At 67.9% G+C, this 12,475-nt stretch carries 8 protein-coding genes; 6 read left to right on the top strand and 2 right to left on the bottom strand.

Annotated features, from left to right (window positions below):
• The first annotated feature begins 663 nt into the window (after positions 1–663).
• Both IE237_RS32220 and IE237_RS32215 read left to right on the top strand, forming a co-directional pair.
• Positions 664–2,109 carry an extracellular solute-binding protein gene (locus IE237_RS32220; protein ID WP_229843033.1) on the top strand — a complete coding sequence of 482 codons (1,446 nt, stop codon included), beginning with the start codon at positions 664–666 and terminating at the stop codon, positions 2,107–2,109.
• 265 nt (positions 2,110–2,374) lie between these two features.
• On the top strand, positions 2,375–4,723 hold the full coding sequence (locus IE237_RS32215; RefSeq protein ID WP_189805689.1) for an ATP-binding protein: 2,349 nt from the start codon (positions 2,375–2,377) through the stop codon (positions 4,721–4,723).
• Positions 4,724–5,327: 604 nt separating this feature from the next.
• Here IE237_RS32215 and IE237_RS32210 read toward each other — a convergent pair.
• Both IE237_RS32210 and IE237_RS32205 read right to left on the bottom strand, forming a co-directional pair.
• On the bottom strand, positions 5,328–6,251 hold the full coding sequence (locus IE237_RS32210; RefSeq protein WP_189805688.1) for an ROK family protein: 924 nt from the start codon (positions 6,249–6,251) through the stop codon (positions 5,328–5,330).
• Positions 6,252–6,291: 40 nt separating this feature from the next.
• Positions 6,292–7,530 (bottom strand): ROK family transcriptional regulator, encoded by a 1,239-nt coding sequence (locus IE237_RS32205; protein WP_189805687.1) that lies wholly within the window; start codon positions 7,528–7,530, stop codon positions 6,292–6,294.
• A gap of 252 nt (positions 7,531–7,782) precedes the next feature.
• Here IE237_RS32205 and mmsA point away from each other — a divergent pair, with 252 nt between their 5' ends.
• From mmsA to IE237_RS32185, 4 genes are all read left to right on the top strand, one after another.
• Positions 7,783–9,330: a multiple monosaccharide ABC transporter ATP-binding protein gene (gene mmsA / locus IE237_RS32200; protein ID WP_189805686.1), complete on the top strand. Its 1,548-nt coding sequence runs from the start codon at positions 7,783–7,785 to the stop codon at positions 9,328–9,330.
• On the top strand, positions 9,327–10,649 hold the full coding sequence (gene mmsB / locus IE237_RS32195; RefSeq protein ID WP_189805685.1) for a multiple monosaccharide ABC transporter permease: 1,323 nt from the start codon (positions 9,327–9,329) through the stop codon (positions 10,647–10,649). The genes mmsA and mmsB overlap by 4 nt, the downstream gene beginning before the upstream one ends.
• 60 nt (positions 10,650–10,709) lie before the next feature.
• Positions 10,710–11,816: a substrate-binding domain-containing protein gene (locus tag IE237_RS32190; RefSeq protein WP_189805684.1), complete on the top strand. Its 1,107-nt coding sequence runs from the start codon at positions 10,710–10,712 to the stop codon at positions 11,814–11,816.
• A 256-nt stretch (positions 11,817–12,072) separates the two neighbouring features.
• Positions 12,073–12,475: type I phosphomannose isomerase catalytic subunit (locus IE237_RS32185; RefSeq protein ID WP_368858573.1), on the top strand; the 403-nt coding region annotated here is incomplete at its 3' end.

The raw sequence follows: 12,475 nt of genomic DNA, 5'->3' as shown, positions 1-12,475 counted from the left end.
AATCCAATTGTTTTACAGAGTCAACACTCTGATGCGGAATCGTTCATCAGCGACGAACAGGGAAGGGATCGCACCTTGATGAAGCCGTCTTGGCATGGAAGACGGCCCACGGCCGCGCCGGTCAGGGCGGGACGGCGACCGCGGGCCGTCGCTGAGGAGCACCGCCGTCGGACGGCGGGCGAGGGGCTGCCGGAGCCCGAGGGCGAGCGACCCTACGGAGGCCGGGAGCACGGAGGACGGTTCATGGCGACTCCCTGCGGTGAGACCCTCGGTCCGACCTGAAGGACGGGCTGGACATGTCCCACAAGAGCACCTGGCCGCCGGCGGAACAATACGGGCAGGTACCTATTCATCCGCGGCGGCACCGATGATTGCGTGGGAACGGCCGAGGGATCCGATGCGATGAACCGATCGCCACGGCAAGCGGAACCCGGTGCTATGCTCGCTGACCGCCGGGGTCTCCAACCCGACTGCGCGGACGCCGACTTGGGGTGGAGCGAGCGCCCACACCAGGGACGTACGCGGTCTGTCGACAAGCGTGCGAGATCGCCATTGCGGCCGGCGATGACCTCGTAGACCGTCCGGCGCAGTTCCAAGATGCGGGTCACCACACCCCTCACTTGGGTCCCGAATCAGTGACGCGGCGGGCCTACGGAGAACTCCGTGGCCTCACCGCTGTTCGCCCGCTCAATCATCGCCACCGTGCCCGTCGCCCTGTCGTCCGGGCTCTCCTCCGTGCTGATCGGATCCGTCACGTCGCACCACGAGCTTCCCGCCTCCTCCACATCCGGCGGCGAGGCGGCCCATTCTGCCGTCAGTTCCCGCATACAAGAAGGTGGTAACACCGTGCCGAGGCACCGCCATATCCTGACAGCGGCCACCACCGCACTGCTTCTCTCCGTCTCCACCGCAGGCTGCACCGACGAGTACGTCGACGGAGTCACCCTGCGGTTGGTGGTGGCCGATTACGAGGTGAGGGGCCAGTCCGACAACACCGAGCAGTACTGGAACGATCTGATCACCGCATTCGAGGCCGCGCATCCCGACATCAAGGTCAAGGTGGACGTCGAGCCCTGGGACTACGTGGACGGCAAAGTCGCCGCCATGGCCAAGGCAGGACAGGCGCCGGACCTGGCGCAGCTGAAGTCGTACGCCGACTTCGCAGAGCGAGGCGATCTCTATTCCGTCGACAGCCTGGTCTCCATCCCCGTGCAGTCGAACTTCGTACGCTCGTTCGCCATCGCGGGAGAACACGACGGGACCCAGTACGCCATGCCGTTCACGGCCTCGACGAGGCTCCTCTTCTACAACGAGGATCTGTTCGCAGAGGCAGGCATCCGCAACCCCCCGAAGACCTGGGACGAGCTGAAGGCGGCGGCGCAGAAGCTGAACACCCGCACGCGCGTCTCGTACCCGATAGCCGTGCCGCTGGGACCCGAGGAGGCGGAGATCGAGGCGATGGCCTGGATGCTGGGAGGCGAAGGCGGATACACCAACTCCACCGGGTCGTACGCAATCAATTCGAAGAACAACCTCAACAGCTTGAAATGGCTGAGGGAGAACCTCGTCGCGGAGGGGCTCACCGGTCCCGTCCCGGTGAACAAGCTCAACCGCAGGGACGCCTACGCGGCGTTCCTGCGTGGCGAGGCGGGCATGGTCAACGGGCATCCCTCCTTGCTGCAGGCTGCGAAGGCTGCAGGGATCAGAGTCGGTGTAGCACCTGTGCCGAGTCGCAGCGGCGAGAGCACTCCGGCACCCGCGGCGGTCGACTGGATGATGGCGTTCAAGCGGAACGGGCTCCGCAAGGAACTGGGCACCTTCCTCAACTTCGTCTTCAAGGACGAGAACGTAAGGGAATTCGCGACTCGCAACAATCTGCTGCCCGTCACCGTGACGGTGACCGAGCAGATGAAAGCGGATGTCGAGCACGAAGACCTGAGGAAGTTCCTGGAGGAGCTGCCGGCCTCGGAGCTGCCCCCCGTCGGCAAGAACTCGTGGGCCGTGGTGAGCGACAGCATCAAGCGAAACATAGGCACTGCGATGACCTCCGGCGGCAGCCCCGCCACCACCCTGGAGGTGATAGCCGGTGACGCCAGGAAGGCCGAGTAGTCGCGTCAGGCGAAGGACGGCCATCGGGCCCGAGGACGACTCGTCCGGCAGAGCGGTTCTCGCCCCTACGCCGGCACACTTCAGGCCTGAGGGAGGAGGATTCTATCCTAGTCCTGCACGTCACGCAGGCCAGCAGTCACGCCGGACGATCCGGCCGCGAAGACCGATCCGACTTTCCAGCAGTCCGACACACCAGCAGCCGGCCCGAGGCAGGCGCCGGCCGATCCTTTTGACGTGTCTGCTGAGCCGACTTAACGTTCCGAATATGGCCACTCCCGTCCGAACCCGCTGGGGTGGCGCCGGCCTGCCTGTCGAGTTGACGAGCTTCGTGGGGCGGCGACAGGAGATCGACACGGTCAGAGCCGCGCTGTCCGAGGCCCGAGTGGTGACCCTGACGGGCGTCGGCGGTGTCGGCAAGACACGGCTGGCGATGCGTGTGGCGACAGAACTTCGTCGGGCGTTCTCGGACGGGGTGTGGTTCCTCGACCTTTCCTCGGTGTCGGATCGGTCGGCACTGGGCTCCGTCGTGGTGGAGGCCCTGGAGATCCACGACCAGTCAGACCGTGATCCGGCAGAGATCGTCACGGGCTTCCTGCATGAGCGGCAGGTACTGCTGGTCTTCGACAACTGCGAGCAGGTCGTCGAAGAGTGCGCGGCACTCATCAACTCCGTCATCCGCCAGGCTCCGCAGGTACGGGTGCTCGCGACGAGCCGCGAACGGTTGTGGGTCACCGGTGAGCACACGTGGCGGGTGCCACCACTGTCCGTCCCGGCCTCGGATCCGGACTCCGACGAGGAGTTCGCCCGCAGCTCGCCCGGAACCCCTGAGTACCCGGCGCTGGTGCTGTTCGCGGAACGAGCCGCCGCGGTCCGTGGGGCCCCTCTGGCCAGGGAGGTCTGGCCCGACGTGGCGCGGCTGTGCCGCCGGCTGGACGGCCTGCCGCTGGCCATCGAGCTGGCCGCGGTCCAGACCCGGATGTTCACCCCGGGACAGCTCGTGAAGGGCTTCGAGGAGCGCATCGGCTCCCTGCACACCCCCGACCGCACGGCACCGGCCCGCCACCGCAGCCTTGAGGCGGCAATCGACTGGAGCTACGAGCTCTGCTCGCCGCAGGAGCAGCTGCTGTGGGCACGCGTCTCGGTCTTCGCCGGCTGGTTCTCCCTCGACGCGGCCGAAGGAGTCTGCTCCGGCGAGGACCTGCCCCCCGAGACGGTCATGACGCTGGTCGCCGGGCTGCTGGACAAATCGGTCCTCGTCCAGGAGGAACATCTCGGGCAGGCGCAGTACCGGCTGCTCGAGACCCTGGCCCAGTACGGACGCACCCGGCTGCGCGACACAGGCCAAGAAGCAGCACTGGTCCGCCGCCACCGCGACTGGTACCTCCAGCTCGCCGAGCAGATGGCAGCCCAGTGGTACGGACCCGACCAGCTGTCGTGGTCACGCCGTCTGCGCCGCGACTACCGGAACCTGCGCGCCGCCATGGAGTACTGCCTCTCCACACCAGGTGAGGAACACGCCGGACTCAGGTTCACCGCCGCCCTCCTGCAGTACTGGCACGGCACCGGCCAAATGGCCGAGGGGCGGGCGTGGCTGGAGCGTGCCCTGGCCGCGAACGGGGAGCCGACACCGGCACGCGCCACGTCCCTGCGGAACCTCGCCTCGATCTGTGCCCAGCAGAGTGACCTCGCTGCCGGGGAGGCTGCCCGGGAGGAAGGCCTGACGCTGGCACGTCGGCTGCACGATCCTCTGCTCCACGCACGTGCTCTCGCTGTCGGTGCGGAGCTGGCGCTGGCCCGCGGCGACTTCGTCGCGACGATCGGCCACGAGAGGGAGGCCCTTGCCTGCCCGGAGTACGCCGGAGGTCGCGAGCGCGTAGCCTCGCTCACCATTCTGACCGTCGCGCACGCGATATCAGGCGACTACGACGAGGCGGTCTCCGCCTTCGAGCAGGCGCAGCGCTGCAATGTCGAGTTCGGTGAGCGATTCAACCTGTCCTGGGCACTGATCGGTAGGGCCGTTGCCGAGTACGGCGCCGGTGAGAACACCTCCGCGATCACGTACACGCGCAAGGCCATGAGGATCGCGCGCGAGTTCAACAACCCGCTCGGCCTGTCGACCGCTCTAGGGATCTTGTTGTGCTCAACAGCGGCTGCCGGCGATGTCGCACGCGCTGCCGTCCTGCTCGGAGCACGCCGACGGATCTCCCGGGTGTTCGGCATTTCCGAGTTCGTCAACGACGCCGAGTCCGCCCTCGTCGACACCGCCACCTCGCAGATCAAGCAGGGACTCGGAGAAGCCGTGTTCGAGGCGAGGGTGGCCCGGGGCTTCGCCTTCGACCTCGACGACGCGGTCGACTACGCACTCGGCGCCGAGGAGGAACCCGCGCCTGCCGCCGAGGCCGGCACCGCACCGGCCGAGCCCAATCCGCTGACCCCCCGCGAACAGCAGGTCGCGGAGTTGGTCGCACAAGGCATGTCCAACAAGCAGATCGCCGCGAAGCTGGTGATCTCCCCGCGCACCGTCGAAGGGCACGTCGACCACGTCCTCACGAAGCTCGGCTTGACCTCCCGTGCCCACGTCGCCGCATGGGCCACCCGACACGGCAGGAGCTGAGGGGGCCCGAGGTCGACGTCGTCGCGCGTCGGTCTCCTGAAACGAGGAATCGGAGCCTGCGAGCCATCACGCATAGCCGCAGGCAGGGCGCCCTGCGGGCAGGGTCAGAAGGCAACAGCGGGTCTGCGGTGGGCCGACTGGCTGAACCACCCCAGCCGGCGGCCAGGGGGGGCGAAGGAGCCTGAGACCCCTGGCCGGGCACGCCCCTACCCGACGAAGGGTGTCCAGGTAGGGAGTAGGTAGTCCTACGGATGTGCGCGGCGCGGGTACCGGGGAGCTTGGAGGCATTGCCCACGCTTCAGGGAGTTCCGATGACCCCAGCAGCCGCTTCCCTCGTGTCCTATGCCGCGCAATACCGATCACATGCTCCCTGCGCGTCCCTGGTCCCGCGGCCTTCCGCCATAGGCGGCCCTGCTCGCGGCCAGAGGGGCCGAACGACGTACCGAAAGGTGAAAGCCGAGGAGGCGCCCGCGAGGCCCCAGCCTTGCCGGAGCCCCACGGGCCGCCCGCCGGGGGAACCGAACCGTTCCGCACTATCTCGTCGGCGCGGGGCCGCGCGCACATCGGGTAGGTGCACCCGCTGTGCGCCACATGGCGGCGCCCGTCATCGGCACACCACCGTGTCGACCTCCGACGCGAGAAATGCGGTGCGCGCGGCACCGAGCAGACCGCCGTGCCGTCCCATCGCGAACGGTTCCACGGTCACGCGCCGTACGAAACTCAGGGAGGCCGAGCGTGCCAGGTGCTGCCGCAGAGGTTCGAACAGCACCGCGCCCGCGGCCGCCACTCCACCACCGATCACGACCCGGTCGACGTCACACAGCGTCGCGGTGTCGATGATCGCGCGCGCCAGAGCCTGCGTGCCGCGGTCGAACGCAGCCACGGCCACGACCTGGCCGTCCGCCGCGTCGGCGGCGAGGGCACGGGCGTCGGATCCGGTCCAGCCCCGCTCGCGGGCCCAGCGGACCATGGACGGGCCACTGGCGTACGCCTCGACGCAGCCGGCCGCACCGCACACGCAGAGCGGGCCGGCCGGGTCGACCACCACGTGGCCGATGTGGCCGGCGTTGCCGCTGGGACCCGGGTACGCCATCCCGTTGAGTACGAGGCCTCCGCCGATGCCGGTGGACACGACGATGCCGAGCATCGCGTTCGCCCCCTGTCCCGCACCGAGCCAGTGCTCGCCCAGCGCGGCCGCGATGGCGTCACCCACGAGTCCGACATGTACACCGGGCACGATGTCGCGGACCAGGTTCACGAGCGGGAAGTCCCGCCAGGCCGGGATGTTCACCGGGCTCACCGTGCCGCGCGGCGGATCCACCGGCCCTGCGCACGCCAGTCCCACGGCCCGGGGTTTCGCGCCGTCCAGCACTGAGGTGAGCAGCCGCCACAGCGCGTCGTCGAGCAGGGCACCGGTGGCGGGGGTGGGGACCTCGGCGTGCCGGTGCACCTGGCCCTTCGCGTCTACGAGGCCCGCACCGATCTTTGTGCCCCCGATGTCCACCGCGAGCACGGCTTCCTGGTCCATGGAGGGTCCTTTCTGTTGCGGCCAGTCCGAGCTGACGTGTTCAGTCCGAGAGGAGTGCCGACAATTGCGGCGAATAGGTGGTGTGGAGAACGAGGGCCGCGGCGCCCACGACGGCGGCGTCGGCGCCGAGCGGGGACAACATCACGTCGACGACTCGGATGTGACGGGACATCACCCTGGTGGCGACGGCTTCCCGGGCGGCATCGACGTAGAGCTCTCCGACCTGGCGGATGCCGTGGCCGCCGAAGACGACCAGGTCGACGTCGGTCACGTTGACGACGTTCACGACCGCGGTGGCGACGTACTGCGCCGCTTGATCGAAAACGGCGGTGACCAACGGGTCACCGGCGGCCAAAGCGTCACGAACGGCGGCGCGGTCGACCGAGGTGGGGTCGGCGCGGAATCGCTCGGTCAGCGAACTCTCCACGCCCGCGAGGAGCCTGCGCTGCGTTTCGACGACGATCGCGGCCGGGCTCACGAGGGTCTCAAGGCAGCCCCGGTTCCCGCAGTAGCACTGCAGACCGTCCTGCACGACGGACATGTGACCGAACTCCGCGGCGTTGAACGACCCGCCACGGTGGACGTGGTGGTTGAGGACCAGCCCGCCACCGATGCCGGTACCGATGAAGAAGTACGCGAGGTTCGCGGCGCTTCGGCCGGCACCCGACCACCGTTCGCCGATCGCCGCGGCGTTGGAGTCGTTGTCCAGAGTCACGGCAAGACCGGTGGCCTTGCTGAGCATCTGCTTGATCGGGACCCTGGCCCAGTGTGCCAGTTGTGGCGGCGCGACCACCATGCCGTGTTCCTGGTCGATCGGGCCAGGGCTGGCCAGCCCGAGGCCGAGGACGAGCTCACGGGGCACGGCCGCCTCCGTCAGCACGTCCTCGACCAGGTCCGCCATCGCCTCGACGACGTCGGCCGGAACCGCGCCGGCCGGTGTCGGGACCCTTTTGCTGGCCAGCGGCCGGCCGAGCAGGTCCACCACGACACACGCGAGTTCGGCCGGATCGAAGTGCACGCCCACGGCGCTGCCCGCCTCGGCGTTGATCCGCAAGGTGGTGCGAGGCTTCCCGGCGCTGCTCACCCGGCTCGCCCCGTCCTCCCGCACGGTCCCCTCGTCGATCAGCCGTCGGACGATCCCGGACACGGTCTGCGGGGTCAGGCCGGTCTTCTGGGCGATCTCCAGCCTGCTGATGCCATCGGCTCTCTGGATCTGCTCCAGCACTACCGCCTGGTTATAACGCCCGACTTTGGGCAAATTCGTTCCCGCTCGCCGCATGGAGGCCTCCCTGATCTACCGCTGACGACATTGTGCACCAGGGCGTTGACTAAGTAAAACAATTGGATTTACAGTCTCGCCACAAGCAACACCCCGCAGCACATGAGGCCCGAGCAGTGGATGTGTCACCCCACCCACCGCGGTCCGGATGCGGGAGAGGATCTGGGAGAAATCGATGCCAACACCACCCTTTATCTCGCTGGGACCGATTCGGCCCCGTCCCGGCCGGCAGCGCGGAGCGGAGCTCCTGTCATGAGCGCCGCCCCGGCCTTGCTCGAGATGCGCTCGATCACAAAGTCCTTCCCGGGCGTGACCGCCCTAGCTGGGGTCGACCTGGTCGTGCGCGCAGGCGAGATCCACGCGATCTGCGGGGAGAACGGCGCCGGGAAGTCGACGCTGATGAAGGTGCTCAGCGGGGTGCACCAGCACGGCACCTACGGCGGCGAGATCTTCTACGGCGGCCACGAGGTCCGCTTCAGGGGCATCCGGGCAAGCGAGGACGCCGGCATCGTCATCATCCACCAGGAACTGGCCCTCGTGCCCGGCATGTCGATCACCGAGAACATCTTCCTCGGCAATGAGCCGCGCAAGCGCGGGGCCATCGACTGGAAGGTCGCCCAGCGCCGCGCCCTGGAACTCATGGAGCAGGTGGGCCTCAAAGAGGACCCCGACACGCTCATCATGGACATCGGCGTCGGCAAGCAGCAGCTCGTCGAGATCGCCAAGGCGTTCGCGAAGGACGTGAAACTGCTGATCCTCGACGAGCCGACCGCCGCGCTCAACGAGGCCGACTCCCGGCACCTTCTCGACCTGCTGCGCGAGTTCAAGCGACAGGGCATCACCTCGATCATCATCTCGCACAAGCTCAACGAGATCGAGGCGATCGCCGACTCCATCACGATCCTGCGCGACGGCCGGACCATCGAGACGCTCGACGTGCGGGCCGACGGGGTCAACGAGGCCCGGATCGTTCGCGGCATGGTGGGACGCGAGCTCAGCAGCCGCTTCCCCGACCACACGCCCGACATAGGCGAGGTGCTCTTCGAGGTCCGCGACTGGACGGTGCGCCACCCGATCTCCTCCGAGCGACTGGTGTGCAAGGGGTCCAACTTCACCGTGCGCCGCGGCGAGGTCGTCGGCTTCGCAGGACTGATGGGGTCCGGTCGCTCCGAACTCGCGATGAGCCTGTTCGGCCGGTCCTACGGGGTGTGGCTGGGAGGCCGCATCTACAAGAACGGCGTGGAGATACAGGTGAAGTCGGTCTCCGACGCGATCAAGCACGGTCTGGCCTACGTCAGCGAAGATCGCAAGGCGATCGGTCTCAACCTCCTCGACGACATCAAGACCTCCGTCGTGGCGGCCAAGCCCGCAAAGATCGCGCGGCGCGGTGTGATCGACCAGGTCGCCGAGTACCGCACAGCCGAGGGGTACCGCCGGGACCTGCGGATCAAGACGCCCTCGGTCGATGAGGGTGTCGCCAAGCTCTCCGGCGGCAACCAGCAGAAGGTTGTCCTAGCCAAGTGGATGTTCACGGACCCCGACCTGCTGATCCTCGACGAACCGACCCGCGGGATCGACGTCGGCGCGAAGTTCGAGATCTACGGAATCATCCAGCGGCTCGCCGCGCAGGGCCGAGGGGTCGTCGTCATCTCCTCGGAACTGCCCGAGCTGATCGGTCTGTGCGACCGGATCTACACGATGTTCGAGGGGACCATCACGGGCGAGGTGGCACGCGCCGACGTCGACCCCGAACGCCTGATGACCCAGATGACCACTACCAGGAAGATGCCGGTGTCATGAGCGGATTCCAAGAAGTCAAGAAGAACCTCTTCGGAGGCAGTGCCTCCGTCAGCCGGCAGTTCGGCATGATCTTCACCCTGGTGGCGATCATCCTCCTGTTCCAGGTCCTGACCGACGGGCTCACGCTGACATCGGGCAATCTCATCGCGGTCGTCAGTCAGTACTCCTACATCCTCATCCTCGCCATCGGGATGCTGATGGTGATCGTCGCGGGGCACATCGACCTCTCGGTCGGCTCCATCGCGGCGTTCACCGGGATCGTGGTCGCGAAGTCGATGCAGAACCTCGACCTGCCGTGGCCGCTGGCGATCCTGCTCGGCCTGGCGGTCGGCGCGGTGATCGGGGCCTGGCACGGGTTCTGGGTGGCCTACGTCGGCGTCCCGGCGTTCATCGTCACGCTGGCGGGCATGCTGGTGTTCCGCGGCGGCAACCAGTTCATCGGCAACGCCGACACCGTCCCGGTCCCCGAGGGCTTCCGCGAGATCGGTGCGGGCTACCTGCCCGAGGTCGGCCCCAGCACCGGCTACAACAACCTGACGCTGTTGCTGGGCGTCATCGCCTGTGTCGCCGTGGTGTGGCGGGAATCGCGTGCCCGGAGCACTCGACGGGAGATGGGCACACAGAACGCGCCCCTGTGGATCTCCGGTGTGCGCCTGGCCCTGATGGTGGGCGTCATCGCCTTCGCCACGCTGCGCTTCGCCGGCGGTCGCGTGGGGACGAGCCTGCCGGTGTCGGGCATCATCCTGATCGTCCTGGTGCTGGCTTACTCCTTCTACACCCGCAACACCGTCGGCGGCCGGAGCATCTACGCGGTGGGCGGCAACGCACGCGCGGCCGAGCTGTCCGGCGTGAAGCTCAAGCGGGTCAACTTCCTCGTCATGACGAACATGGGCATCCTCTCCGCCCTGGCCGGCATGATCTTCGTGGCCCGCTCGGCGGCCTCCGGTCCGCAGGACGGGCTGAGCTGGGAACTCGACGCGATCGCGGCGGTGTTCATCGGCGGGGCGGCTGTCTCCGGCGGCCTGGGCACCATCGGCGGCTCGATCGTCGGCGGCCTGGTCATGGCGCTGCTCAACAACGGTCTGCAGCTCATGGGAGTCGGCGTCGACCTGGTGCAGATCATCAAGGGCCTCGTGCTGCTGCTCGCCGTCGCACTCGACGTCTACAACAAGAGCCAGGGCCGCTTCTCGGTCATCGGCTCCCTCACACGTCCGTTCCGCCGCCAGGGGTCATCGCCCGCGGCCGAACGGCCTGATTCACCCAGCGACAGCGACCGGCTCCCCGTCCGCCCGCTGACTCACCGCAAGACCTCCGTCTAGTAGGCGGACACCTCCCCGCTGGACTCACCTCCCGCGATAGCCACGAAAAAGGAATCCACCATGCGCAACCTCTTCATGAAGGCAGTCGCGGTCGGTGCCGTGACCATGCTGGCCCTCGGCGCCACCGCCTGTTCCAACGAGCGCGATGGCCAGGGCGGCGGCGCGGCCTCCGCCAAGGGCTTCGCGGCCGACTCCCTCATCGGTGTCGCGATGCCGTCCAAGACCTCGGAGAACTGGGTCCTCGCCGGTGACCTGTTCGTCAACGGGCTCAAGGAGGCGGGCTTCAAGGCCGACGTCCAGTACGCGGGGGCCTCGACCACCGTCGCCGACCAGCAGGCCCAGATATCCGCCATGGTCACCAAGGGCGCGAAGGTCATCGTGATCGGCGCTACGGACGCCGCGCAGCTCGCGACCCAGGTGAAGCAGGCCAAGGAGTCGGGTGCGACCGTCATCGCCTATGACCGGCTCATCACCAACACCGCGGACGTGGACTACTACATCGCGTACGACAACTTCGAGGTCGGTCAGCTGCAGGGCAAGGCGCTGCTGGAGGGCATGAAGGCCAAGAAGCCGAAGGGGCCGTGGACCATCGAGCTGTTCTCCGGCTCGCCGGACGACAACAACTCCGCGGTGTTCTTCAACGGTGCGATGGACGTCCTCAAGCCGCTCATCGACAAGGGCGACGTCGTGGTCGGCTCCGGCCAGAACACGGTCAAGCAGACCGCCATCCAGGGCTGGAAGGCCGAGAACGCCCAGCAGCGCATGGACTCCCTGCTGACCTCCACCTACAACGGCGGCAAGACCCTCGACGGCGTCCTCTCGCCGAACGACACCCTCGCCCGAGCGATCCTCACCTCGATCAAGGGCGCCGGCAAGCCGCTGCCGATCGTCACCGGCCAGGACTCCGAGGTCGAGTCGGTCAAGTCCATCGTGGCCGGCCAGCAGTACTCCACGATCAACAAGGACACCCGCAAGCTGGTCGCGGAGACCATCAACATGGTCAAGGCGCTGCAGGAGGGCTCTGCGCCGCAGGTCAATGACACCAAGTCGTACAACAACGGTGTCAAGGTCGTCCCGGCCTACCTGCTTCCGCCGGTGATCGTGACCAAGGCCAACGTGGCCGAGGCCTACGCCAACGACCCCAAGCTGGCTGCACTCACCAAGTAACCGCACCGAGGTCGCGCGCGCCGGCACCCCCGGCGCGCGCGTCGCGTATGCCGGCTCGGAGGTCCCTACGGGCAGGTGTCCGCGGGCCCACCGACGGCTCGCCTGCGCCTCCCCCGGCGTCACCAGGTCGGATACCACCCGGAACACCGTCGTCGCCCCGGGCCGCCGGCCGGTGTGGCCGGGTTCGGTCCTCTGCGCCTCATCGCACCGCACCTCCTCGCGTTGCTGAGCCCCTCGTGGAAAGCTGAAACGCTCGATGGACCTCCTCGACAACACCATTCGCCCCTACCCCTGGGGCTCCACAACCGCCATCGCGGATCTTGTCGGCACCGCCCCCACCGGCGAGCCGCAGGCCGAGATATGGATGGGTTCCCACCCTGGCGCTCCGTCCCTCACGGCACGCGGACCTCTCAACGAGGTCATCGACGCCGATCCCGCGCGCGAGCTGGGCGCCGCGACCGTCGGCACCTTCGGTCCGCGCCTGCCCTTTCTCCTCAAGGTCCTCGCCGCCGGTGCCCCGCTCTCCCTTCAGGTACACCCCGACCTCGCCCAGGCGCAGGCCGGATTCGCCGCGGAGGAAGCCGCCGAGGTCCCCATCGACGCACCCCACCGCAACTACAAGGACGCGCATCACAAGCCCGAACTGATCTGCGCCCTCA

The organism is Streptomyces tanashiensis, from assembly GCF_014648895.1.
GTDB classification, from domain to species: Bacteria; Actinomycetota; Actinomycetes; order Streptomycetales; family Streptomycetaceae; genus Streptomyces; species Streptomyces tanashiensis.
Note: the sequence above shows the minus strand (reverse complement) of the source record. Positions and strands in the feature narration are given on the sequence as shown.